This window comes from Pelagimonas varians (assembly GCF_003208435.1).
In the GTDB taxonomy this organism is placed as follows: Bacteria; Pseudomonadota; Alphaproteobacteria; order Rhodobacterales; family Rhodobacteraceae; genus Pelagimonas; species Pelagimonas varians.
The window spans coordinates 1-24,452 of the sequence record NZ_QKMF01000014.1 but is presented as its reverse complement, the minus strand read 5'-3'; the positions used below and the strand labels follow the sequence as shown (position 1 = coordinate 24,452).

Annotated in this window: 22 protein-coding genes, 1 tRNA gene, 1 pseudogene and 1 riboswitch; of the genes and pseudogenes, 15 read left to right on the top strand and 9 right to left on the bottom strand. The window is 56.1% G+C overall.

The window, feature by feature from the left end; all coding sequences use genetic code 11:
* Positions 1 to 28: 28 nt before the first annotated feature.
* On the bottom strand, positions 29 to 1,906 hold the full coding sequence (locus C8N36_RS16830; protein WP_097805993.1) for a cation:proton antiporter domain-containing protein: 1,878 nt from the start codon (positions 1,904 to 1,906) through the stop codon (positions 29 to 31).
* A gap of 85 nt (positions 1,907 to 1,991) precedes the next feature.
* Positions 1,992 to 2,936: an alpha/beta hydrolase gene (locus C8N36_RS16825; protein ID WP_110767936.1), complete on the bottom strand. Its 945-nt coding sequence runs from the start codon at positions 2,934 to 2,936 to the stop codon at positions 1,992 to 1,994.
* A gap of 113 nt (positions 2,937 to 3,049) precedes the next feature.
* Positions 3,050 to 3,127, top strand: a riboswitch (SAM riboswitch).
* A gap of 45 nt (positions 3,128 to 3,172) precedes the next feature.
* On the opposite strand from C8N36_RS16825, the gene metZ reads away from it, so the two are divergent.
* The 5 genes from metZ (at position 3,173) to C8N36_RS16800 (ending at position 9,000) form a co-directional block, all read left to right on the top strand.
* Positions 3,173 to 4,351 carry an O-succinylhomoserine sulfhydrylase gene (gene metZ / locus C8N36_RS16820; protein WP_097805991.1) on the top strand — a complete coding sequence of 393 codons (1,179 nt, stop codon included), beginning with the start codon at positions 3,173 to 3,175 and terminating at the stop codon, positions 4,349 to 4,351.
* A gap of 108 nt (positions 4,352 to 4,459) precedes the next feature.
* Positions 4,460 to 5,515 (top strand): GTP cyclohydrolase FolE2, encoded by a 1,056-nt coding sequence (gene folE2, locus C8N36_RS16815; protein ID WP_097806092.1) that lies wholly within the window; start codon positions 4,460 to 4,462, stop codon positions 5,513 to 5,515.
* 158 nt (positions 5,516 to 5,673) lie between these two features.
* The gene (locus tag C8N36_RS16810; RefSeq protein WP_097805990.1) at positions 5,674 to 5,901 is read left to right on the top strand and encodes a hypothetical protein; all 228 of its coding nucleotides are present in this window, start codon (positions 5,674 to 5,676) and stop codon (positions 5,899 to 5,901) included.
* Between the two features lie 58 nt (positions 5,902 to 5,959).
* A complete protein-coding gene (locus tag C8N36_RS16805; protein ID WP_097805989.1) occupies positions 5,960 to 7,411 on the top strand; it encodes a TrkH family potassium uptake protein in 1,452 nt (483 codons plus the stop codon).
* A complete protein-coding gene (locus tag C8N36_RS16800) occupies positions 7,411 to 9,000 on the top strand; it encodes a thiamine pyrophosphate-binding protein (protein ID WP_245910908.1) in 1,590 nt (529 codons plus the stop codon). The genes C8N36_RS16805 and C8N36_RS16800 overlap by 1 nt, the downstream gene beginning before the upstream one ends.
* Positions 9,001 to 9,167: 167 nt before the next feature.
* Here the strand turns inward: C8N36_RS16800 and C8N36_RS16795 are convergent, their stop codons facing one another.
* Positions 9,168 to 12,242 carry a valine--tRNA ligase gene (locus C8N36_RS16795; RefSeq protein WP_097805988.1) on the bottom strand — a complete coding sequence of 1,025 codons (3,075 nt, stop codon included), beginning with the start codon at positions 12,240 to 12,242 and terminating at the stop codon, positions 9,168 to 9,170.
* A 422-nt stretch (positions 12,243 to 12,664) separates the two neighbouring features.
* Between C8N36_RS16795 and C8N36_RS16790 the strand changes: the two genes are divergently transcribed.
* The gene (locus C8N36_RS16790) at positions 12,665 to 13,063 is read left to right on the top strand and encodes a hypothetical protein (RefSeq protein ID WP_141468158.1); all 399 of its coding nucleotides are present in this window, start codon (positions 12,665 to 12,667) and stop codon (positions 13,061 to 13,063) included.
* Between the two features lie 65 nt (positions 13,064 to 13,128).
* On the opposite strand, the gene C8N36_RS16785 is transcribed toward C8N36_RS16790, so the two are convergent.
* Positions 13,129 to 13,506, bottom strand: coding sequence for an SEL1-like repeat protein (locus C8N36_RS16785; RefSeq protein WP_097805986.1), 378 nt, complete (start codon positions 13,504 to 13,506; stop codon positions 13,129 to 13,131).
* Between the two features lie 1,181 nt (positions 13,507 to 14,687).
* Entirely contained in the window at positions 14,688 to 14,906 is a 219-nt protein-coding gene (locus C8N36_RS16775) for a DUF1127 domain-containing protein (protein WP_097805984.1), read from the bottom strand.
* Positions 14,907 to 15,126: 220 nt separating this feature from the next.
* On the opposite strand from C8N36_RS16775, the gene C8N36_RS16770 reads away from it, so the two are divergent.
* Positions 15,127 to 16,188, top strand: coding sequence for an Mrp/NBP35 family ATP-binding protein (locus tag C8N36_RS16770; RefSeq protein WP_097805983.1), 1,062 nt, complete (start codon positions 15,127 to 15,129; stop codon positions 16,186 to 16,188).
* 58 nt (positions 16,189 to 16,246) lie between these two features.
* Here the strand turns inward: C8N36_RS16770 and C8N36_RS16765 are convergent, their stop codons facing one another.
* From C8N36_RS16765 to C8N36_RS16750, 4 genes are all read right to left on the bottom strand, one after another.
* A complete protein-coding gene (locus tag C8N36_RS16765) occupies positions 16,247 to 17,353 on the bottom strand; it encodes a DNA polymerase III subunit delta' (protein WP_097805982.1) in 1,107 nt (368 codons plus the stop codon).
* Entirely contained in the window at positions 17,350 to 17,988 is a 639-nt protein-coding gene (gene tmk / locus C8N36_RS16760; protein WP_097805981.1) for a dTMP kinase, read from the bottom strand. The genes C8N36_RS16765 and tmk overlap by 4 nt, the downstream gene beginning before the upstream one ends.
* Positions 17,985 to 19,154, bottom strand: coding sequence for a D-alanyl-D-alanine carboxypeptidase family protein (locus C8N36_RS16755; RefSeq protein ID WP_097805980.1), 1,170 nt, complete (start codon positions 19,152 to 19,154; stop codon positions 17,985 to 17,987). The genes tmk and C8N36_RS16755 overlap by 4 nt, the downstream gene beginning before the upstream one ends.
* Positions 19,155 to 19,296: 142 nt before the next feature.
* Positions 19,297 to 20,175, bottom strand: a complete 879-nt coding sequence (locus C8N36_RS16750) for an SPOR domain-containing protein (protein WP_097806090.1) — start codon at positions 20,173 to 20,175, stop codon at positions 19,297 to 19,299.
* 211 nt (positions 20,176 to 20,386) lie between these two features.
* Here C8N36_RS16750 and C8N36_RS16745 point away from each other — a divergent pair.
* The 8 genes and pseudogenes from C8N36_RS16745 to C8N36_RS24895 form a co-directional block, all read left to right on the top strand.
* Positions 20,387 to 20,476, top strand: a tRNA-Ser gene (locus C8N36_RS16745).
* Between the two features lie 152 nt (positions 20,477 to 20,628).
* On the top strand, positions 20,629 to 21,045 hold the full coding sequence (locus C8N36_RS16740; RefSeq protein WP_342769580.1) for an integrase arm-type DNA-binding domain-containing protein: 417 nt from the start codon (positions 20,629 to 20,631) through the stop codon (positions 21,043 to 21,045).
* Between the two features lie 35 nt (positions 21,046 to 21,080).
* Positions 21,081 to 21,257, top strand: a complete 177-nt coding sequence (locus C8N36_RS24210) for a hypothetical protein (RefSeq protein ID WP_170125900.1) — start codon at positions 21,081 to 21,083, stop codon at positions 21,255 to 21,257.
* Between the two features lie 916 nt (positions 21,258 to 22,173).
* Positions 22,174 to 22,437, top strand: a complete 264-nt coding sequence (locus C8N36_RS16730; protein ID WP_097805977.1) for a helix-turn-helix transcriptional regulator — start codon at positions 22,174 to 22,176, stop codon at positions 22,435 to 22,437.
* Positions 22,438 to 22,707: 270 nt separating this feature from the next.
* A complete protein-coding gene (locus C8N36_RS16725; protein ID WP_097805976.1) occupies positions 22,708 to 22,911 on the top strand; it encodes a hypothetical protein in 204 nt (67 codons plus the stop codon).
* On the top strand, positions 22,908 to 23,507 hold the full coding sequence (locus C8N36_RS16720; RefSeq protein WP_141468156.1) for a hypothetical protein: 600 nt from the start codon (positions 22,908 to 22,910) through the stop codon (positions 23,505 to 23,507). The genes C8N36_RS16725 and C8N36_RS16720 overlap by 4 nt, the downstream gene beginning before the upstream one ends.
* Before the next feature lie 208 nt (positions 23,508 to 23,715).
* A complete protein-coding gene (locus C8N36_RS24370; RefSeq protein ID WP_141468153.1) occupies positions 23,716 to 24,126 on the top strand; it encodes a hypothetical protein in 411 nt (136 codons plus the stop codon).
* Between the two features lie 142 nt (positions 24,127 to 24,268).
* Positions 24,269 to 24,452 (top strand): annotated as a pseudogene (locus tag C8N36_RS24895) (IS3 family transposase); the annotation flags it as partial.

Here is a 24,452-nt window from a genome sequence, read left to right as displayed (position 1 = left end):
GGGGCGCGCCTTTTTTTGTGGCGAATTCCTAGGCCGCGTCGTCGTTTCCGCGGGCTTCCAAAGCGGAGAACAATGCGGTTTCCAGCTCTTTTTCCAGTTCTTGCGCCCGTTCAATATAGGCGTGATTGTCGGCAGGGGCGATTGTTGGATCCCACAATTGCGCCAGTTCGTGGATGGTGTGGCGGTCGTGGTGGTAGAATGTTTCTTCGGCGATGGCGGCCTCGTATTCGCTCATCCCGACATTTTCGAGCACATAGCGCCCTGCGCGCAAAGAACTGTCGAACATTTCGCGGACGATGTCGTTGGCTCCGGCTTGATAGAGCATGAAAACGCTGGTGCGGTCACGTGCCCTTGCGACGATATGCAAGTCTGGGCGCAAACGCCGCGCATAAGATATCAGCTTCAGGTTCGCTTTTGGATCATCCAAAGCTGCCACCAGAACCTGCGCAGATTCGATACCCGCTGCATGCAGCAATTCGGGGCGGGTTGGATCGCCAAAGAAGCCTTTGTAGCCAAACCGGCGCATCAGTTGAATCGTTTGCATGTCGTGGTCCAATACAACGGTGCGGTAGCCCGAGTTTTGAACAAGACGATTGACGATTTGGCCAAAACGCCCAATTCCGGCGATGATGACCGGGCCAGTCGTATCTATGACGTCGGATTCAACGGTCTCTGTGGTGTCTTTGACCCGCTGCGACAGCCACTCATAGATCAGGTACAGCAAGGGTGTGATCAGCATCGAAAGCGCAATGATCAGGAGCAGCTGTTCGCCCAGCGGCTCTGGCAGAACCTTTTGTTGAAAGGCAAAAGAGATCAGAACAAAGCCAAATTCGCCAGACTGCGCCAACCCCAAGGTAAACAGCCACTGCCCACGTTTCGTGAGGTTGAAGAACCGGCCAATTCCGTACAGGATTATGGCCTTAACACTGATTAACAACACCGTCAGTGCCAGCACGTTTGCGGGTTCTTGCAAAAGCCGCTCGACGTTAATTCCAGCACCGACAGTGATAAAGAACAGGCCTAAAAGCAGCCCCTTGAACGGGGCAATATCGGATTCCAGCTCATGCCGGAATTCAGAGTTGGCCAGGACCACTCCGGCTAGAAAGGTACCCAAAGCGGGAGACAAACCCAACATCATCATCAAAAAACCGATTCCAACCACGATCAGCAATGACACTGCTGTGAACATTTCCGGCAAATGGGCAGAATGGATGTAGTGAAACAGCGGCCGCGCACCGTAGACGCCTGCCAAAACAATCCCGATAATCACACTGAATGTGACCAGTGCGGCCCCCCAGCCCGGCAATCCTTCGACCAAAGACATGGCTTGGTGTGCTTTGTCGGCGTGTTCACCGGCGGCCTGTGCAAGCTCGGGCACCGAGGGGAAAACCAGTGGGCCAATGGCCAGCAAAGGCATCACAACCAGCATGGGAATAACGGCGATGTCTTGGGTCAATAGCACGGAAAAAGAAGCCCGCCCGCCATTGGATTGCATCAGCTGTTTTTCATTGAGGGTTTGCAAAACAATCGCAGTGGACGACAGCGATAAGATCATCCCGACCGCCAAGGCTGTTTGCCATGGTAAATCCATCGCCATGGCAATCAAGGTGATTGCGGCGGTTGTTCCGACGATCTGCAATCCGCCAAGACCAATCAAGCGATGGCGCATGTCCCAAAGGGCACGCGGTTCCAGCTCAAGCCCGATCAGAAACAACATCATAGCAACGCCAAATTCGGCGAAATGCTGAATATCCGCATTGTTTTCAACCAGTCCAAGACCAGGACCAATGATCAATCCGGCAAACAAATACCCCAAGACCGACCCAAGCCCCATCCGGGATGCAAAAGGCACCGCAATAACTGCGGCGGCCAAAAAAATGGACGCTTGAAAAAGGAAGGATTCCATATTTGGGGGGCCTTATTTTGGATACCCTATGATGGGGGGCGGAGGGGCCAGATGCAACACGTCTCATACCCGATGGCATAGGATTCTATTGGCTGAGCAAACGCCCGCCGGTTCCGCCGCGAGGGGGACCAAACAGACCGGACCGAAGCGAGAAACGCGCCCATCTCGGTTCAATCTCGGTGGGAAGCACTGCGCGTAGATGCGGCACAGGCAGCTTGCCGGTTAGAAAAGCGCGATACAGCGGAAACACACCCGGACGCAGATAAGGCGACCAATGGCACACGCGGCGCTGCGGTGGGGCGATCGGATAACCGGCCTGTCGCAACGCCGCAATGCTGCGCAAATCATCGAGTTGCAGCGTGGCCATATTGGGCAGCCGCGTACAGCCATGGCCCAAGGTGCGCCGATTTGGCCCTTCGCCGCGTACCAACCGCTCTAGCATAAAATCATACAGATCATTTTCGCGGCTCGTCACGTTTAAAACCGCGACTTGCTGACCGGCTTTTGTGGTCAGTGCAGCCTTGGCGACACTGCCAAATTCGGCTGCAGCCAATAGAATGGCGTGGCTGACATCACCGGGTTGGCTTTGCTTTACGGCTTTTAATGCAACACGGCCGCCCAAAGAATGGGCAATCAATTGCACGCAGCGCCCCGGTGCAATGCGCTGAATGTCGGCCAGCAACAGGGCCAATGCGTTGCCGGCAGAGTCGGCCTGATCGTAGGCTGCCCAAATCTTGCCGCGCGCAGCCCATCCAAAGGAAATCCCTAACCCTTCGCCTTGTTGTCCGCGCAATCCCAAATGTCGGGGCCAGCTTACGACGCGTGGGCCTTCGCGCCGGGGCGCGCGCGACAAAATCCCGTCATGGGGGCAAAAAATCGGGTGACCCGGCAGGTATTTATATCCGTGGATCATGATTTTGACAGGGCCGGGGTCGCAGCTCAGGGCATGGCGCAATGTCGGTCCCAAAGGGGTCGAGGACCCGTGTAGCCGGGGGTGATCGTCTTCGACAGAAATGCGCAGCATGGGCATGGCAGCGATCCACAATATCCGTTGGTTTGGGCCTAATCCAAGGGTGCGACGGATTCGTGAACGCTTTGTTACACATGCGTGACGCCCTTGACCGGCGCGCGCAACAGGCGTAATTGGCAGCTCGTGGCGATTTGTTACCTGATTGCGGGCCACGTTAAACACACCGCTAAAGAGGTCAGACGAAGGGCTCCTTTCGCTTGACCGCGAACGGGGCTTTTTTGTTGTGGAGAACACACATGTCGGAACGTGGAAAACGCACCAATCTGGTGCATGGCGGAACAAAACGCAGCCAGTGGAACGAAGTCAGCGAAGCGATCTTCCTGACCCAGGGCTTTGTCTATGACAACGCCGAGGCCGCCGAAGCGCGGTTTTTGAACACAGGCCCGGATGAATATATCTATGCGCGTTATGGCAACCCAACGGTCGCGATGTTCGAAGAACGCATGGCGCTGCTGGAAGGCGCAGAAGACGGGTTTGCCTGTGCATCCGGCATGGCGGCGGTCAACGGCGCATTGACATCCATGCTGAAAGCCGGAGACCATGTTGTCTCGGCTAAGGCGCTGTTCGGGTCGTGTTTGTACATCCTCGAGGATGTGCTGGGCCGGTTTGGCGTTGATGTCACCTTTGTCGATGGAGCGAATTTGGACGAATGGCGCGCAGCGATGCGCCCGGACACCAAAGCGGTGTTCTTTGAATCCATGTCCAACCCGACGCTTGAGGTGATTGATATTGCGGGTGTGGCCGCCATTGCCCATGAAGTTGGCGCTTTGGTTGTGGTGGACAACGTGTTTTCGACACCGGTTTATTCCAAAGCCATCGAGCAGGGCGCAGACGTCGTTGTCTATTCCACCACCAAACATGTGGACGGGCAGGGGCGGTGCTTGGGCGGAATTATTCTGGGCACCAAAGACCATATCCGCGGTGTGGTCGAACCCTACATGAAGCATACCGGTGGTTCGCTTAGCCCGTTCAACGCATGGGTCATGCTCAAGGGTTTGGAAACCGTTGCGTTGCGTGTGAGGGCCCAGACCGAAGGGGCCGTCGCCATTGCAAAGGCCTGCGAAGGCCACCCGAAGCTTGAGCGCTTCATCTATCCCGGCCTGAAAAGCCATCCGCAATACGATCTGGCCATGCGCCAGCTTGGAGCGGGGGGCACAATGCTGTCGCTTGTTCTGAAAGGCGGCAAAGAAGCCGCGTTCCGGTTCCTGAATGCACTGGAAATCGCGATCATTTCCAACAACCTTGGGGATGCGAAATCCATCGTCACCCATCCTGCGACCACAACCCACCAACGTCTTTCGGATGAAACACGTGCTGATTTGGGTATCAGTGACGGGTTGGTCCGGTTCTCGGTCGGGATCGAAGATCCGGCGGACCTGGTTGCAGATGTATTGCAGGCTTTGGACGCGGTTTAACGAAAAAGGCGCCCTTGTCGTAATTATCAATCTATGCTGCGCGAATGGACTTCGCGTGGCATCCACCTAAATATAGGAGGAACAGGGATGAATAAGGGGGCCAAGCCCATGAATATTCAAGTTGATATTGCACAAAAGCCCAGCCGCGAGGAGGCCGAACAAGCGCTTGCGCTGTTGCGCAACTACGCGGGCAGTGAGGCGGCCTTGGCTGAATTGACGGGTGCCTATCCCGATCTGCACAATATCTACCCTGATAATTTCATCGTTGATCCAGCTTACAAAGACACTTTACCCGATCTGCAAAATGGCCCGGCCTCGCTGATCCGCGGGGCTCAGCGGGTGATTCAGCATGTTGGAATTTCCAACTTTCGGCTGCCGATCCCCTATCACACCCGCGACAACGGGGATTTGACGCTTGAAACCTCGGTCACGGGGACTGTCAGCCTTGAGGCTGATAAAAAAGGCATCAACATGAGCCGCATCATGCGGTCGTTTTACACACATGCTGAAAAAACATTTAGTTTTGAGGTCATGGAAGCGGCGCTCGATGATTACAAAACAGATCTAGACAGCTTTGATGCCCGCATCCAGATGCGGTTCAGCTTTCCGATGAAGGTGCAAAGCCTGCGATCTGGCCTCACCGGCTTTCAGTATTACGACATTGCTCTGGAGCTGGTTGAAACCGCCGGCACGCGCCGCGAAATCGTGCATCTGGATTATGTCTACAGCTCGACCTGTCCTTGTTCGCTTGAGCTGTCTGAACATGCCCGCCAGACACGCGGCCAGTTGGCAACGCCGCATTCGCAACGCTCTGTCGCGCGTGTATCAGTCGAAGTTTTGCCCGGAAAATGCCTGTGGTTCGAAGATCTTATCGATATGTGCCGCCGCGCGGTTCCGACCGAAACGCAGGTCATGGTCAAACGCGAAGACGAACAAGCCTTTGCCGAATTGAATGCCGCCAACCCGATATTTGTCGAAGACGCCGCGCGCCTGTTTGCACAAGTGCTGGAAGATGATGCCCGCGTTGGAGATTTTCGCGTTGTCGCCAGTCACCAGGAAAGCCTGCATAGCCATGATGCCGTGTCCGTTTTGACCGAAGGGACGTTGTTCGCGGATCAAAGTCTGGATCCAAAACTATTCTCTACGCTGTTTCATGTCGGGTGATACACGGCGATAGCCGTGGAAGGCGCGAAAATTGCCTCAAATTTGAGCATTGGACTAAATACTTGTTCGGTTGGTGCCGCCTTCACACAAATTACATCCCCAGTGTGGCAGACTAAACGACAGGGAGGAAACCATTTGAGTTTTGAAAGGTTTCCTAAATGCCAAGCAATAATGTTCAATTGGCCATGGGGCATGTCTCCCTCGGCTTGAAGATCGATAGTTTTTTTGCAGCGCAGGGCATGGGAATGAACCCCTATGGATTGCGGCGCGCCAGATTGCGACAAATCATTCAATTGGAATCGCAAAGCGACGGCGATTTGGCACGTCTTGGTCTAACCCGGGACGGCATTCTACCACATGTTTTCAGGGACATTTTGCACAGCTAGTTCACCAAACGGTCGCGCCAACTTGACATGGCGGGCCGCTGCATCCAACCCTGCGTTCATGTTTGATATTCGCCCCGTCGCCTACGTCATTGGCCTGCTTGTTGCATGTCTCGGAGCCACAATGCTTTTGCCGATGCTGGTTGATCTGGCAGAAGGCAGGGGTGAATGGCATGTGTTTTTGGAAAGCGCGCTGATTACCATGTTGACCGGCGGCTTGATTGCACTGGCTTGTGCCAATGCGGTCAAACAGGGATTGTCGATCCAGCAAACCTTTTTGCTGACAACCGGCGTCTGGGTTGCCCTGCCGATTTTTGGTGCTCTGCCGTTTGTATTGGGGGAAACCCAAAGCACCTATACCGACGCCTTTTTTGAAGCAATGTCTGGCCTTACAACAACGGGTTCCACCGTTTTGTCCGGCTTGGACACCTTGCCCAAGGGGTTATTGTTGTGGCGCGGGTTGCTGCAATGGATCGGCGGGATCGGTATCATTGTTGTGGCCATGGTGTTTTTGCCTGAACTGCGGGTCGGCGGGATGCAAATCTTCCGATCCGAAGGCTTTGATACCTTCGGGAAAATCCTGCCGCGAGCAACGCAGATTTCATCCTCTATTTCAACGATTTATGTTTCTCTTACCTTGGTCTGCGCAGGGGCATATATCGTGGCGGGGATGGATCCGTTTGACGCCACCGTGCATGCGATGACCACGGTCGCAACCGGCGGATTTGCAAATTATGACGCCAGCTTCGGTGCATTTTCGGCAGGGGCAGAATATGTCTGCGTGGTGTTTATGATGCTGGCAGCCTTGCCATTTGTGCGGTTTGTCCAGGTGACGGCTCTGCGCGATGTCCGGCCTTTGGCCTTGGACAGTCAGGTGCGCACGTTTTTCATGACCGCCGTGGCCATTGTCGCATTGGTCACGATTTGGCGGTTTTCGACCGGCGACGCATCAGGCGAACCGGCCTTTCGCAAGGTACTTTTCAACGTCGTCTCGATCCTGACCGGGACGGGCTATGCCAGTCAGGATTACGGTCTTTGGGGCGGCTTTGCAGTGGCGCTGTTTTTCTTTGTCGGCCTGATCGGAGGCTGCGCGGGTTCGACAGCATGCTCAGTCAAAATCTTCCGCTACCAACTGTTGTTTGCATCCATCAAAACCCAGTTGAAGCGTATCCGTTCGCCTTCGGGCGTTTTCACGCCGCGTTATGCCGGAGTTCCGGTCACGAGCGAAGTTATGTCTTCTGTCATGTCGTTCTTCGTATTCTTCATCGTTTCGATGGGGGTTTTGTCTGTTGCGCTCAGCCTGACCGGACTTGATTTTATCACGTCGGTTTCTGGCGCAGCCACCGCCTTGGCCAATGTCGGACCGGGGTTGGGGGACCAGATCGGCCCTGCGGGCAATTTCGCAGGGCTGGGGGAGACGGCAAAGTGGATGCTTAGTTTTGCCATGCTGGCAGGGCGTCTGGAATTGTTGGCAGTCTACGCCATTTTCACCACTCGCTTTTGGAGGGCGTGATGCAAAGACCATTGGGATCGCAGATTTCACACATGTTGAAAGCGCGGGGGGTGGATGTCATCTTTGGCATCCCCGGTGTGCACAATGTCGAAATGTATCGCGGCATCGAAGAGGCGGGGATTGCCCATGTATTGGCGCGCCACGAACAAGGTGCCGGTTTTATGGCCGACGGGTATTCGCGGGCCACAGGCAAACCGGGTGTGTGCTATTTGATCACGGGTCCGGGGCTGTGCAATGCAATGACTCCGCTGGGGCAAGCCTATAGCGATAGCGTTTCTGTGCTGGCTGTCACGTCGTGTCTGGACAATGTCACCGGCAAGCGGGGGCAGTTGCACCAGATGCTGGATCAACGTGCGGCGGCGGCGACGGTTTGCGAATGGTCAGAAGAGGCGCGTGATCCGGCAACCGCCTATCATTTGGTCGATCGGGCTTTGGTTGGGTTTAAATCCAAACGCAAGCGGTCGTGCCACATTCAGGTGCCGATCGCCAGCCTTGGGGCCTTTGCGGATCCTGCACCTGAGGCGGTGCCTTTGCCTAGTTTACCCAAGGCAAGCAGCGATGATCTGCGGATGATCGTAGACCGTGTACTGGCGGCGCAAAAACCTATCTTTATCTTTGGCGGCGGTGCTCTTGGTGGCGCGGATGTTGCAACGGATGTGCTGCGCATGACCGGAGCGGCCTCGTTTTGCACCTATGCCGGACGCGGAATCGTAGCTCCGGAATATCCACTGCATTTCGGATCTTTTTTAGCGCGGCCAGACAGCGCGTCAGCCCTTGCCGAAGCAGATTTGGTTGTCGCTTTGGGGACGGAACTATCTGAATGTGATATCTGGCGGGATGAGTTGGGGCAGACAGCCCCGATGATCCGCGTGGACATTGACCCGTTGATGCTGGCGCAATTGCGGGCCGGTGATACGGCGGTGCTAGGGGACGCCGGTGCGATTTTACAGGCGATGGCAGTGGCCATTCCCGCGCGTGTTGAAGATCAAACGTCCAAGTGGGATGCCCAAAAGGTTGCTACAGCCAAATCCCGCTGGCGGAGCGAAGTGATGACGGAACGCCCCGGCATTGTCGAAGTCGCAGATGCGTTGAAAGCGATTTTGCCGGATGATTGCATGATCTATTCGGACATGACCCAATTTGCATATGCGGCAAATGAGGTGTGGGACATGTCGCGCCCCGGTCATTGGCATCACCCCTCGGGGTTCGGGACGCTTGGCTACGCCCTGCCTGCTGCAATCGGCGGGGCTGTGGCGCGGCGAGGGTTGCCGACGCTGGCGATTTTGGGGGATTATGGGTTTCAATACACCGTCCAAGATCTTGGAACCGCTGTGGAACTTGGGCTCAGCCTGCCAATATTTGTTTGGGATAATGGAAAATTGGGCGAAATCGAAGCCAGCATGATCCAAAGCCAGATTGCCCCCAACGCGGTGGTGGCGCGAAATCCGGATTTCCTTGCTTTGGCACGGGCCTATGGGGCCGAAGCGGTGGAGCCGAAAACGGCTCGAGACATGCAAGCCGCTGTTCTGGCTGCATTTGATGCTCCGGTTCCAACCGTGATCCGTGTGACGCCGCAGATGGATTTGTAGTTGGGTCGAGGAGGCCAGTCCCTTTCGTCACATCAGCCCGGAACAGTCGCGTAGGTTGGGACCATCAGGTACAAAAAAAGGCCCCCTATTGCTTGTTAGCAATCGGGGGCCTTCGTTTTGACTATTATGCGGCACCCTTTAGTCGGGCACACGCAGTGTCATCGTTTTCAACCGATTTCGGCTAGACGGGCAAGCGCTTCGTTCAGTTTGGCTTCCTCGCCTTCACGGGCCGCAAGGTTGGCTTGTGCCTCTTCAACGACTTCTGCCGGAGCCGACGCCGCGAATTTGGGGTTGTTCAAGCGTCCGCGCAGACCTCCAAGTTCCTTGGCCAGCTTGCCAAGTGACTTTTCAAGACGGGCTTTTTCAGCGCTGACGTCGATGATGTCAGCCAGCGGCATTCCAAAGGTCGCGCCGCCCACTGGAACGGTCACGCAGCCTTTGGGAAAGCTGTCGACCTCACCAAGGGTTTCAATCCGCGCCATGCGCTTGATGATCGCCTCGTTGCGGCCCCACGCAGCCCTTTCAGTGTCGCCAAAACCGGTGACCAGAAGCGGTACAAACAGTCCGGCAGGTACGTTCATCTGGGCGCGGGCAGAGCGCACGCCTTCGATCAAGCTTATCACCCAAGACATTTCCGCCTCGGCCTGTGGGTCGACCAAATCGGTGCCATATTCGGGCCAGTCGCCGTGAACCAGCATCTTGTCGCGCTTGGCGGTGTTGTCCCACAGCTCTTCGGTGATGAAGGGCATAATGGGGTGCAGCATGATCATACATTGATCCAGCACCCACGCCATGGTGTCACGGGTTTCTTGCGCAACCGCCGCGTCGTTCGAGCCATAAAGCGGCTTGGAGAATTCGACATACCAGTCGCAGACCTTGCCCCAGACAAAAGCATACAACCCAAGCGCCGCGTCGTTGAAGCGGTATTCGGACAGCGCTTTGTCAGTGCTTTCGCGGACCTTGGCGGTTTCGCCAATGATCCACTTGTTGAGTGTTGCTTGCGGATCCACGGGCATGGGTTTTGCAGCCATATCCGCCCCCACAGCGCCGTTCATTTCGGCAAAGCGCGTGGCGTTCCAGATCTTGGTGCCAAAGTTGCGGTAGCCTGCGATACGGTCGGTGGACAGTTTCAAAACACCGCCGATGGAAGCCATGGCAGAGTTGGTAAAGCGCAGTGCATCCGCCCCGTATTCGTCAACAATCTCCAGTGGATCAATGACGTTTCCGGTGGTCTTGGACATTTTCTTGCCCTTCTCGTCGCGGACGAGCTGGTGCAAATAAACGGTGTCAAAGGGCACTTGGCCAACCACAGCCAGCTGCATCATGATCATGCGCGCAACCCAGAAGAACAAGATATCCTGACCGGTGATCAAGGTGCTAGTGGGGAAGAACCGCTGCATCTCATCTGTGTCTTCGGGCCAGCCGAGCGTCCCGATTGGCCACAGTCCCGAAGAGAACCACGTGTCGAGAACATCGGCATCACGGAACATCGGAATAACCATCGGGCCTTCGAACTGGCGGATTGCGCCTTCGTCTCTGGTGTCCATCAACTCGATGTCGGCTTGCAACACGGTTGCGGCCTCTTGGGCATCTGCAACGATGCGGAAATCAGTGCCATCCGGGAACCGAAGAGCAGCCTCTTTCAAGGCTTCTTCTTCGTTGGCCGCGCAGATGGCGTACCAGTCTTCTTCGCCCGGCACATACCAAACGGGAATCTGGTGACCCCACCAAAGTTGGCGCGAAATGCACCAAGGTTCGATGTTTTCCAGCCAGTGATAATACACTTTCTCGCCGCTCTCGGGCATGATCTTGATGTCACCATCGCGCACGGCGTCCAGTGCAGGGCCAACGATCTTGGCCGCATCGACATACCACTGATCGGTGTGCATCGGCTCGATCACAACTTTGGACCGGTCCCCAAAGGGCTGCATAATCGGTTTGGATTCAACCAGCGGAACCGCAACAACCTCAGGGGCTTCTTCGCCCTTTTTCAGCTTTTTCGGGGCACCAAGGCGGGGATCGTCTGACAGAGTCATGACGGCCAGACCTTCGGCGGTGATTTCGGCAACAACCTTTTCGCGGGCGTCGAAACGATCCAGTCCGCGCAAGTGCGTTGGGACGAGGTTGATGGCGTCTGCTTCGGCTTCACCCAAAGTGCGTTTGCCATTGGCGACCTCGCCGGAAATCGCTGCGTCGTTGTCGTAGTCGGCCCCATCGGCCCGCATCGCGCCGCGGGTGTCCATCAGGCGGTACATCGGAATGCCGTTGCGCTTTGCCACTTGGTAATCGTTGAAATCATGCGCACCGGTGATTTTCACCGCGCCCGAGCCGAAATCCATATCCGGATATTCGTCGGTGATGATCGGGATCAAGCGGCGATGCTCTTTGGGACCAACCGGAATTTCGCACAGCTTGCCCACAATCGGAGCATAGCGTTCATCATCAGGATGCACCGCAACCGCACCATCGCCCAGCATGGTTTCGGGGCGGGTGGTCGCGATCGAGATATAGTCGCGCTCTTCTTCAAGCGTGACGTTCCCGTCTTCGTCTTTTTCGATGTAGGTATAGGTTGCACTGCCCGCGAGCGGGTATTTGAAGTGCCACATATGACCGGCGACTTCGATGTTTTCGACCTCAAGATCGGAAATCGCGGTTTCAAAATGCGGATCCCAGTTGACCAAACGCTTGCCGCGATAGATCAGGCCCTTGTTGAACATATCAACAAAGACCTTGATGACCGCGTCGTGAAAATTCGGCGAATTTTCGTGGCCCACGCGCGGGTCGCCCGAGGCACCCGCCATGGTAAAGGCGTTGCGATCCCAATCACACGAACAGCCAAGACGTTTGAGCTGCTCGACGATAGTACCGCCGTATTGGCCCTTCCATTCCCAAACTTTGTCGAGAAAGGCCTCGCGGCCCAGTTCAGCGCGGGTCGGCTGGCCGGTTTTGGCCAACTCTTTTTCAACCATCAGCTGGGTGGCGATACCCGCATGGTCCTGACCGGGCTGCCAGAGCGTGTCAAAGCCGCGCATCCGGTGCCAGCGTGTCAGAATATCTTGCAGCGTGTTGTTGAACGCGTGGCCCACATGTAGCGCACCCGTCACATTGGGTGGCGGGATCATCACGCAAAAGCTTTCGTCGCGCGACTTATTGGCTCCAGCGGCAAAGGCCTTTTGGTCCAGCCATTTCTGGGTGATCCGCGGTTCCGCCTCTGCGGCATTGAACGTCTTTTCCATGGGCATCGGAAATTCCTCGTCTTGGGTTGCAGATCGTCTAACGAATCTAGGTGCAAAGGGGAAGGTGCACTGGGTCGTTGCAAGCGGGTTTCTCTACCAAAGCAAGGGGCTTTGCATGTCTTTGCTGGAAAACGATCTGGTCAAATCCGTCTCCGGTGGCCGGACGCTCTCTTGGCGAGTCTTGGATTTGCATCAGTGTCATCCGAATATATAGGTGACGTCACGGTGCCCGATGGGGGCGCTCCCAATCCAAGACGGGGCCTCTTCCAACTTATTCGCCGAGGCTGGCCGCGTTCTCATTAATCGATGGACGAACCACGCCCAGAATGTGCCGTAGTGAAAAAGCTTCGAAATACCCGCTAAGCCGGTTAGAAGGATGATAGACGCTTTCCGACAGTGTTGAGTTTCAGCTGATGTGGAGGCATCTCATGATTTCGAAAACGCTCATTTTGACTGTATTCTTGACCGGTATGGCCAGCTTTGCGGCCGCCTGTATCGATGATTTTAACGAAGGGAAGGCTTTCCACAATCAAGGCGTGGCAAATAACAATGAGGCTTCGAAGCTGTACCAATGGGTGACAGACAACGACAGTGACCTCAGTAGCAGCCAATATTGCGCGCATATCACCGATATTAGGAAGTTTTACAGCGAGGCCAGCTACAGTTTTCGAAGAGCGGTCGAGACCCTAGACAAGGCGGCTTCCCAGTGTCGCGGAGATAACCGTACTGTTGTGATTAACACTCGATCCTTGTCTGCTAATAATCTTCAACATACGCTCACGGACGGAGAGATGATCCAAGGTCTTTTCTATGAATACTGCAGTTAGTTTGGATGGTTTTCGCGGTCTCTTTACCGCGGAAATCTGACACCATGGCGGGTTGATCCGTGCGGTTAGTCACAATTTTGAAAGCGTGAGGCTTTGCAAACGCGTGCGCGCTCTTGGGCCGTTGAGACATCTTCGAGCGTCATTTGTTGGACAAGCTCGTCCCTATATCCACCGGCTTTTGAAGACCCTCCGGCTGAAGCCAAATTATACCACATATGAGCGGTTTGAATGTCTTGAATAGTCCCATACCCGAATTCAGACATGAAGCCCAAGTAAAGCTGGGCACCGACATGGCCCTGTTTCGCGAGTGGCCTGAATACTATTATTGCGGGTATATAGTCGTTAGCGTCGAACGCGGCGACAGCAGCCTCATAGTCCTGCGCTACAGCAAGTGACGGGGTGAACAACGCAGCAATGATTGCGACTTGTAGTAGCTTTTTCATGTGCTGTCCGGTCTTGTTGCTAGGATGTTCAAGCTACCCCAGCCCAGACCGTTGCACAATCATTTTGGAGTAACGCTATTGGTGCGATACACTGGCTCTGGTATCGGACTAGTGCGGATCGAATAACAGCCGCCTTTAGTCAGTCGTTTCTTGCCTCCCCAAAGGCAGCCTCATCACATCTGATACAGCCCAAGTGTGATTGTAATTTGTGAAACCCCAAGTGTCATCAGCGGCCATTTTTCTATTCTTTGCGTGTCAAAAGGCATGAACGGCACTGGAGGTGGCAGGGAAAGTAGTGCCCAAACCGAGAGGGCACTTTCATGGCGTATGCAAAGGTCACGATTGCCCATCAAAAAACAAAACGGCGCTGCTCAGGGAGGTGAGCAGCGCCGTTTCCAGTTTTTGACGCCCCAGGGAGGAGGAGAGGGACTCCAAATCATACGAGCCATGCGGCCCCGAATTTTGTTGCGGTGGCTCCAGGGAGGAGGAGAGGAGCCACCGCGATCATGAGAGGCCCAGGGAGGAGGAGAGGGCCAGTCATCACGTGTGGGCCAGTTGGCCCGAAATAGCGTTGCGGTGATGCCAGGGAGGAGGAGAGGCATCACCGCGGGCTTTGAAGGGTCCAGGGAGGAGGAGAGGACCCAGCAAGGCGGTTGGACCTATTGGTCCGAATGAGGTGCGGCAGCTCCAGGGAGGAGGAGAGGAGCCGCCGCGATCATGAGAGGCCCAGGGAGGAGGAGAGGGCCCGTCATCACGTGTGGGCCGGTTGGCCCGAAATAGCGTTGCGGTGATGCCAGGGAGGAGGAGAGGCATCACCGCGGGCTTTGAAGGGTCCAGGGAGGAGGAGAGGACCCAGCAAGGCGGTTGGACCTATTGGTCCGAATGAGGTGCGGCGGCTCCAGGGAGGAGGAGAGGAGCCGCCGCGATCATGAGAGGCCCAGGGAGGAGGAGAGGGCCCGTCATTCTGATGGACCATTTGGCCCGAAACTTGCTGCGGTGCCCCCAGGGAGGAGGAGAGGAGGCACCGCTGTGATGAGAGACCCAGGGAGGAGGAAAGGGTCCGTCATGCTGTGTGGGCTTTTGCCCGAATTAGGCGGCGGCGGTATCTGGGAGGAGAAGCGATACCGTCGCCGAAGTCGCAAGAGACAGGGAGGAGGAGAGCCCCTTGCGGCGTTCTATGTTTAAGCTTCGTAAGCAGCCTGATAGGCTACACGGCGGATGATCGAACGGTTCAGACCCAGATCCGCCAATTCGCGGTTCGACAGGCTGCCCAGTTCGCGCAGCGTCTGGGTGTAGACTTTGCGACGTGCGATGCCGGCCCGAAAGTTGGTGAGCAGCAAAGAGAAACGTGCGCTCAAACCGCTGTGGGATCCGGTAGTAATCTGTGTTGCGTATGCCATGATCGTCTTGCCTCGGTGGCTGTGTTGTTGCTTGCCCTAAACATGAGGTAATTGCTGCGGGTGCACAATGGCTGCCAAAGCAATGCTGCTATGCAGCATGTGCATGCGAAACGCAGCGGAACATTCTCAAAACGCTCTGAATTTGTGCAAAATGTCGATCTGGGTTGCAGTGCCGTTCGGTCATCACCAGTTATTGGTGTAAATCAGATGGAGTTTTTAAATGACACAGACAAAGGACGCGATTCGAGACGCGCTTGCCCGGCTTGAATTGCCCGATGGCGGAAACCTGATTTCCAGAGACATGATTCGTGCATTGACGGTTGAGGGCGGTGCAGTGCGCTTTGTTATCGAGGCCCCGAGCGCCGAAATCGCCAAACACATGGAGCCTTTGCGGCTGGCTGCCGAAGCTGCCGCGGCACAGGTGGCCGGTGTGACCTCGGCCAGTGCGGTTCTAACAGCTGAAGCCAAGTCTCCTCCGCCGCAGTTGAAAATGGGCGGGCATCCCAAACCGCAAGAGGGCGCGATGAACCCGAAGGGCGTAAAAACAATTTTGGCGATCGGGTCGGGCAAGGGCGGCGTCGGCAAATCCACGGTTTCGTCAAATCTGGCGGTTGCATTGGTTCGCGCGGGTAAAAAAGTTGGCCTGTTGGATGCCGATATTCACGGCCCGTCGCAGCCACGTATGTTCGGCCTGACCGGCAAACCGGCCAGTCCTGATGGCAAGACGATCATTCCACTCAAGGCACATGGCGTCACTGTTATGTCCATCGGGTCGATGTTGGCCGAAGACAAAGCCGTTGTCTGGCGTGGCCCTATGCTTATGGGCGCGCTTCAGCAAATGTTGATGCAGGTCGAATGGGGCGATCTGGACGTGCTGATTGTCGATCTGCCGCCCGGAACCGGGGATGTGCAATTGTCGCTGTGTCAGAAATCGGATGTTGCAGGCGCAATTGTCGTTAGTACGCCTCAAGACGTGGCACTTTTGGACGCGCGTAAAGCACTGGATGCCTTCGCGACCCTAAAAACGCCCGTTCTGGGGCTGATTGAAAACATGGCCGTCTTCACCTGCCCGCATTGCGGCAAGGACAGCCATATCTTTGGCCACGGCGGTGTCGCGGATGAAGCCCAGAAGCTGGGGATCCCGCTATTGGCCCAATTGCCCATTGATCTTGATACCCGTCTTGGCGGCGACAGCGGTGTGCCAATTGCCACCAGCGGAAGTGCGATGGCGCAGTCCTACGCAACATTGGCGGACCGTTTGATCCAGGGCGGCGTCGTTTAATGTGTCCGGCATGCAGGGGCCTGTATCCCCTGCATGCCGCAAACTCTTGGGCTGGGGTCTAAGACTTCAACTGCAAGAAAAGGTCCGTGACCAAGGCGGCCGGATCGACATTTACACCGCGGGCGTGGCGGGCACGATCGCTGGCTTGGCTCGCAAGGGTTGCCCAGTGGCGACCGGTATGTGCATCCGGGGACAGGCGGGCCAGGATGCCTGCCTCGTGCGGGGCGGCCTCATGCACTGGGGGCTGCCCTGTGACACCGGTTCGGGCCAAACGCGCCGTCACCTGATCGACCAAAGCCAAAAGCAGATCCAACCGGGCTTCCTTGCCCTTGCCCGCACAACTGTCAGCCAGCGCCAGCATTCTTGGGCGGTCAAACTGTGGAAGACTGCCAAGTACTGTCACGATATCTGAATAAAGCTGCAACCCGCCCAAATTGGTCAATCGCAATGCTTCGCCCACCGACCCTTGGGACAATTCCGTCAAAGCGGGGGCATGGGCTGGATCAATATCAGCCTCGGCTTGGGCCAGTGCTTCTGTCATGGCCTGAGGCGCAAGCGGTGAAAGGCGCAATTCACGGCACCGCGACCGGATGGTCGGCAACAAACCGGCAGGTTGATGGCTGATCATCAGCAAGGTTGTTTTGGCAGGCGGCTCTTCTAGCATTTTCAAGATGGCATTGGCAGCTTGGGTGTTCAGCTCATCCGCACTGTCGATAATGACCACCCTGCGGCCGCCATCCGCAGCAGACAGTGAAAAGAAATGGCCAAGTTTGCGCACCTCATCCACCAAAATTTCTGTCGCCAGTTTGTCGCCCTTCTTGTTCGGGCCGCGACGTAGCAAAAACAATCCGGGTTCGGACAGCGCCATCATCCGATGTGACACTGGATGTTCGGGGCTGATGTTCAGGTCTGTTGGTTCAGGTGGGGCACCAAACAATCCATCGTCGGCGGGCGGGGAAGCCAAAAGAAATCGGGCAATACGCCAGGCCAGTGTTGCCTTTCCCACACCGCGCGGTCCGGTGATCAGCCAGCCATGATGCAGCCGCCCGGTGTTATAGGCGGTCAAGAAGTCCTGTTCAGCGCGGGACTGTCCAAACAGCTGCAAGGTTTCGCGCGGGTGCGGGGCCCCTTCGATCCGGTCGGGTTCTGGAAGGGCGTCACTCATGCAAGTTTGGCCAAAACACAGGCTTGAACATCAGCCGCGACGACGTCGATGTCGCGGTTACCATTAATAATGCGAAAGCGATCTTTGAATTCATCAGCCAGTGCCAAAAACCCCGCGCGCATTTTTTCTTGTAGTCCAAGGCCAAAATCTTCGAACCGCTCTTCAACCGTTGCGCGGGATTTCGCGCGCGCCAAACCGGCGCTGGGGTCCATGTCAAATAGCAAAGTCAAATCGGGTTCAACGCCGATCATCAAGTCATGCAGCGCATCCACCTGAGCGCGCAGATTTCCACGCGACAACCCTTGATACATGCGGGTGCTGTCGGCAAAGCGATCACAGATCACCACCTTGCCTGCTGCCAAGGCAGGGCGAATGGTGCGTTCCAAATGATCGCGGCGCGCTGCTGTAAACAACAGCAGTTCGGTTTCCGCTGACCAGCGATCGGGATCGCCCTGCAAAACCAGCGCGCGAATTTCTTCGGCACCGGGACTGCCGCCGGGTTCCCGTGTCAAAACGACATCGCGCCCTTCGGCGCGCAGGGCCTGCGCAAGCATCCTCGCCTGAGTTGATTTCCCGGATCCGTCAATACCTTCGAAGCTGATAAATAGCCCCTTCGCGCCGTTTTTATCGGTCACATAGTTTCCTTTGGGCCATCTTGAAGCCGCTTCAAAAGAACTTGGCTCACGGTCATCATACGGTCAACAAAACCACCACCTGGCACGGCTTTTTCGGCCAGTAGCGGCACGCGAGTTTCCGGCAGCCCTTCCGGACTGATGATCAGCTCGGCCAGTTTTTGCCCCTGTGCAACCGGTGCTTCGATGGGGCCGGTATAAACAACTTCGGCCTTGACGCCGCCCAATGTATTCACCGGCAGCAAAAGCCGGACATCCTTGTCCGAGACAAGCCCGACTTTTTCTTCTGCCCCCAGCCAAATGTCGGCTTCGGCGACAGCTTTATCTTTGGTTACAATGGTTTGTTCGGCAAATTGGCGAAAGGCCCAGTTAACAATGGCTTCGGATTCCTCCGCGCGGGCGCGTTCGCTCTCAAGTCCGGTGATCGCAAAGACAATCCGACGGTCGTCGTTTCGGGCGGATCCGACCAGACCATAGCCAGCCTCGCTGGTATGGCCGGTTTTCAAACCGTCCGCGCCAATACCAAGTGCCAGCAAGGGGTTGCGGTTCTTGACGTTGCCGGGCGCACGGCCATCAAACTCAAAGGTCTTTTCCGAAAAGATCGAATAGTGTTCGGGAAAGTCCTGAATCAGTTTGGTCGCCAAAAGAACCAAATCGCGCATCGACATGACATGTCCTTGGGCAGGCCAGCCCGATGCATTTCTAAAACTGGAACTGGTCATACCCAATTGCTGGGCGCGCTGCGTCATCAGCTTGGCAAAGCCCTTTTCGGTGCCATCTGGCGATAGGGTTTCAGCCAGAACTGCACAGGCGTCATTGCCCGAAAGAACAATGATCCCGCGCAACAAATCTTGGACTTTGACCCGATCGGTGGTGTCCAAAAACATGGTCGAGCCGCCATAAGACATGGCATGACTGGACACTCGCAGTTTTTCGTCCAGTTTCAGACGCCCGTCACGGATAGCTTCGAAGGCAATATAGAGCGTCATCAGCTTTGACATCGAAGCAGGAGGCAATGCCTCATCCGCGCGTTTGGCAAGCAGCACCGTTCCAGTGGTCTGGTCAAGCACAAAAGCCGCTTTGGCGCGGGTGTCAAAGGCCGAAGCGGGCAGGGCGAGCACTGCGAAAACCGCGGCACTGGCCAAAAGGCGACGGGGCAAAAAGCTCATGAAAGCGCTCCTGTCCAAAAGGTCTGGCCCAAAGCAGGGGCCGTTTCCCCGTTTATCGCTGGAAAGGGCGGGGCTGTCATCCCTTTGCGCCCCACAAGCTTGCGTTTTTCCGCCTATTTGACGGTCTTTTGATTATTAGGCCCTAGTTGGAAACCGCATAAGCATCTGAAAAGCCGGACCCCTTGATCGTGGTGAGCAAGGTATTCAATTCTGGCTTGGTCTGGGCTGGTCCCACAACCACGCGCCAAAAGGTTTTGCCGTTTGAACTTTGTTTTTTGACGGATGGCACCATACCGGCCTGACGCATCGCAGTCGCAGTGTTGTTGGCGTTCTGCTCAACGCTAAAAATCCCGAGCTGTACGTATGGTTTCGCCAAGCCTGAACTTGCGGGGGCGGGGCTGGCTACAGGGGCGGGCGCAGCGACGGCGGGTGCAAGTGACGCAGTTTCAATGGCCTTTTCTGCGCCATCCAGCACCGGATCCAAGGCAGCTTCGCTAACGTCGGGTGCGGCGGGCAATGCGGCTGAATCAGTCATTAGTGCCGCCGGTTCCGGAGCGGCAACTTCTTCGCGGCGCAGGGCAACAACATTCAGGTTTGTGGGCTGCCCAGCAAGGATGCCAAGCGCGGCGGCAGCTTCGGAGGAGATCTGAAGGCGCGGACCGGGGGATTCGCGTTCGCGGCGAAACAATGCCCCGATTACAAACTTACCGTTGGATTCATTGCGGACAATCGCGCGCTCTGGATCCGTAACATCTGGGTGAGCGATCCAGACACCGCCAAGAGATGGGCGTCCGTCCCACAGGCCGGCTTCGGTCGCTTGAAAAATTTCGGGGGCCTCAACATCGCGTTCCTCGGTCGCACCAGAGGATGCGGCGCGGGCCACAACGTCTTCGCTTCCGGCCGAAGGTTGAAGAAACCCGGGCATTTGGACGTCGGCGCATGCCGAAAGCATCAAAAAGCTGGTTAGCGCAACCGCCGTACGCTGAATCCTGTTTCGATTGGGCGAAATAATAACGCTCATGCCATGCCTCATGCCTGTGTCAGCGCGAACGTTGCCGCGCAATTTGCCGGATTTTCCGGTCGATACCGCCTCAGTCGGGCACTTGCAGGCCCGTTTTCGGTCAGAGTAACGTGTTGAGGGCCATATGAAAAGCCTGCAGTTCAAGAATGCGCAGTTTTTCGACTTTATGGACTTTAAGAATCGAAAAGGGCGATATAAAGGTGGCCGAACCGGAGATTTGGCAGAGTGGTCGAATGCGGCGGTCTTGAAAACCGTTGGGCGTGAGAGCGTCCCCAGGGTTCGAATCCCTGAGTCTCCGCCAAACACCCTTCCCAAAAATCTACAAACCCCTGTAAATCAAGAATTTTGTGTCTTGGCGTATGCCATGCATTGCCATGTGTAACCATAACGCACCGCGCTTCAGGTGGGTTACAGGTGGGTAGGAAATGAGAGTCGGAACGCTTCACGAGTTGTATGCCAAAGCGGTCAAGGCCGCTGGCAATACGATGCACTCGGGAAGGGAAAAAGCAGGAAACGGGACTTGGCTCAGGTAGCACAGGCTTTTTGGCCGCAGCCCGAGCAAAGGCAGCGGCGGCGCGTGAACAGTTAGGGCAGGGGATCAACCCGCGTGATGCCGCAAAGCCGCAGGTGCAAGCAGTGACCCGCAAGTCACTTACCATTGAGCAGGCCATGCACACTTTTATCACATCCCATCACGCAACATGGTCAAACGCAAAACATAGCGCCCAATGGGAGACCTCACTCACACGTCACGCCAGCGTCCCAATGCGGCGCGATGTGTCCGGCAACGGATTGAACGTATCTTGTGCGCCTCAATCGCGCGAGGTGACAGAGATGGACCGAACCCCGCTGGGTGGCGCGACAATTTAGAACACATTTTGCCCGCTCAAAAGAAGGTGCGGGTAGTGAAGCATCACGCCGCCATTGAGGTAGCAGACGCCCCCGCCGCATTTGCAGCGGTATGGGCCAAGCGTCACGCAGGCATTGGATATGGTGGGCATGTGACGCTCTACCTGACGCCTGCCGATCTGGCGAAGTACGGCACATGGAATGGGGCGACATTGACGCAGGCGGCGCATTGATCGCCTTGTCAGCAGAGCGCATGAAAGCACGTAAGCAGCATCGCGTACCGCTGACATTGCCGCTGGCACTTTGGTTGGCAGAGTTGCCGAGGGTGGCAGGTTGCGCGCTCATACATGACGGTAGGGGGGGCAGGCCAATGAGCGACATTGCATTGGCAAAGGCGCTCCGCAACGCTTGATATGCAAACGCGACTCCACATGGCTGGCGCTCGACATTTAGCGATTGGGCATATGGTGCAGGATGGCCGCGTGAATTGATTGAAGATCAGCTTGCACACCAAATCGGCAATGATGTTGAGCGTGCTTACCGGCGCGGTGATTATTTGGAACGGCGGCGCGCGCTCATCTGTGCTTGGACCGTTTATCTGGTGTCAGCGCTATGATGCCACTCGCTACGCTCATCGACACGCTGCCTGAACAGGTGGACAGTTTGCCCCGCGATTGGTTGCGGTTGAGTGTTTTTTTTTGAGGCAGGCCGGGTTGATGTGATGACCTGCCAAACAGCCTTGGACGCGGCGCAAAAGCGTTTGATGTAGGAAGCGAGGCACGGGCCGCATTGTTGTTGAGGCATAAGCAGCATGGTCACGTGCGCTCACAATGCCATTGCCAGCCGGTAACTTGCGCAAGCTGACTACACGACCAAGCACCGATGGCAGGCCAAACCGGAGGGCGCATGATGTCGCCCCTTATCGGGCAGCGAAGGGGAACAAGGGTAGGATTGCCGCGCGTTGTCATGCTGCGATTGCTGCTGATCCTGTGCGGTTTGGTGGGTTGGCTGGATTGACAAAGGATGGGTTGCGAAAGGCATATAAACGGGGCGAATCTGAACTAAAACGCGAATAAAGGATCGGGTGGGTGTTTTGGCGCGTCTTCATGCTCTTAATCGGGTGTCAGGACGAACCAAAAGGAGCCTGACATGCCCAAACCAGATCGGACTGCGCTTGATAAAACAGCGCATCAATCTGCATACATTGACCTCTCAACCCGCATTGATCCTTTCCTGTGCCGCCCCGATGTATTGCGCATAACTGGTTTGAGACGGTCGGCGCTTGACCAGCTTATGCGGGCCAATGAGTTTCCATCGCCTGTAGCAATTACAGAGGCCACGAACGGATGGCGTCAAAGCGAGATTGTTGGGTGTATCAATAAGTGCCCGCGCGTGACAGGCGGTGCGCTATGAAGCCGCCCGCACTGATCCAGCGCGACGGCTGGCTTTACACCCGCACAACCATGCGCGTGGCCCTGCCTGAGTTTGTCTAAACCGAGGCCGCGCGGGTACAAGACGCGTATGAAGAGACGGTTGACCGTTGCCATGCATCTTCGTTTGTTTGGGATTTGGCAGCGGTTCGTTTGCTGATCGTAACTGGCGCGGTTGACCATGCTCGATTGCATCTGGAGGCGGTAGCCGAAAAAGGTCGCACAGCGGGCCTATGAGCCTGCGCTTGTCAGTATGGGTGAGTTGCTGGCACCGCCGGTCAAACCTCTTCCAGTGCCAATGCCAGACAGCCGCTATGCCGCTTATTGCGAGTGGTGCCAGCACGAACATAGCCGCGCAATGTTCCTGAATTTGCTGGTGATAAAATACCTCTTGACCGTGGCCCGCGTGGCAGATGCGAGCCGTGACTTGCAGGCCGTTCTGGAGAGTGTCCAATGAGACCGCTCAAGGGTATCCCCCGCCCGTTCATGGACAGTGAGCCGGATAGCGCGCAATGGCACCGCAGTATGGCAGACTCCGCAACGCTCGACTTGAGCAGATGTGAAACAAATGCTGGCAGTACGGCTCGTGGTTTTGCTGAAACCCTACAAATGGCTCTGGACGCGGGCACCCACAAACGCTGGCCCAACGATGACCCAGACCGCTCAGAGATGCAGTGGTTGACCGAGGTCACGGCGGGGATGCAGGACCGCGCGATCTTCTGGCTCAAGAGTGTTGGTCAGGATGATCTGGCACGGCGTTTCGAGACAGGCGTGGGTGTTGCTGCGCCCGCTGGTCGTGATCGCAAGTCAGAGGAATATCAAGGTCATAATATGCCTTTGATCGCTGATACCAATGAGAAGGCAATGCGCCGGTTGAACCGTGATCGGACAGACCTCGCACAGTTGGTTCGTGATGGCGAAATGAGTCTGAATGCAGCGGCGATTGAAGCCAGATCCCGCAAGCGCAAAGTACAGGTGGAACCGACTGTTGAGGGCATGGAACAGGCGTTGGAGAAACACCTGCCGCACTACCAACTGGTGCGGCGCACATAAAAAACCGTGCCAATGCATCTGCATGAGGGACAGCCAAATCACTTGACTACGGCTAAATAGTCGATACCGGGACAATAGAGAAATCGGATGGACTTCGAAAGAAATAGGAGTCTTACCGATATGAAAATCGGCATCTTCACGAACACTGACATAGCCCCTTGCGGGAAGCAATTTTGGTTGGACCAGGGCCAGTTACAAAAGGCGACCAATGGGTCATTTGTGTCTGGCAACTATCAGACCGTCGATTTCCCGATCGCTGATCGATCTGGCCGCATGGTTGCCGCTGGCGACCAGCCTCAATTTCATGACGTCCGGCGTAAGCAAGCACTATGTGGCAACGGGTATCGGATACGATCCGCAGGCCACCCATGACGCAAATGGGAACCCATACATCCGGCGCACCGTTGCTGACCTGCCGTGCGAAGGGGAACCCGCCCTCATGTGCATCGATATTGATGGTGGCCCTTGGCGACACCTTGGAGCAAGTACATGCGGCGATCACAGGCGCACTGCCCGCCTTGGCGGGGTACAGATGTGTTGCGACATCCAGCACATCTTCACACTGAGCTACCCCCCGAAATTCGGACACTGCCGTAAGCTGCGATTTGTAGTCTGCTGATCTTCAATACGAAGGAGATGAGATATGTCGAAACGGAAAAACATCACCCTGAGTTTAAGGCCAAGGTCGCATTGGAAGCGCTGAAGGGCGAGGAACCGGTCAGCGAACTGGCTAGATATCTCAAGCCCTGGACCGGCAAGTTAGGCGCAAGATGATTGAACCGAACCTGCCAGGCCTGTCGGTTGGCAAGCAATGTGCCTTGCTGTCGATCTCATGGTCCTCGTTTTTCTTTGAGCCGAAGGGCGAGAGTGAGGTGAACCTCGATCTGATGCGCCTGATCGACAAGCCGTTTCTGGAGATCCCATTTTACGGTGTGCGTCAGATAA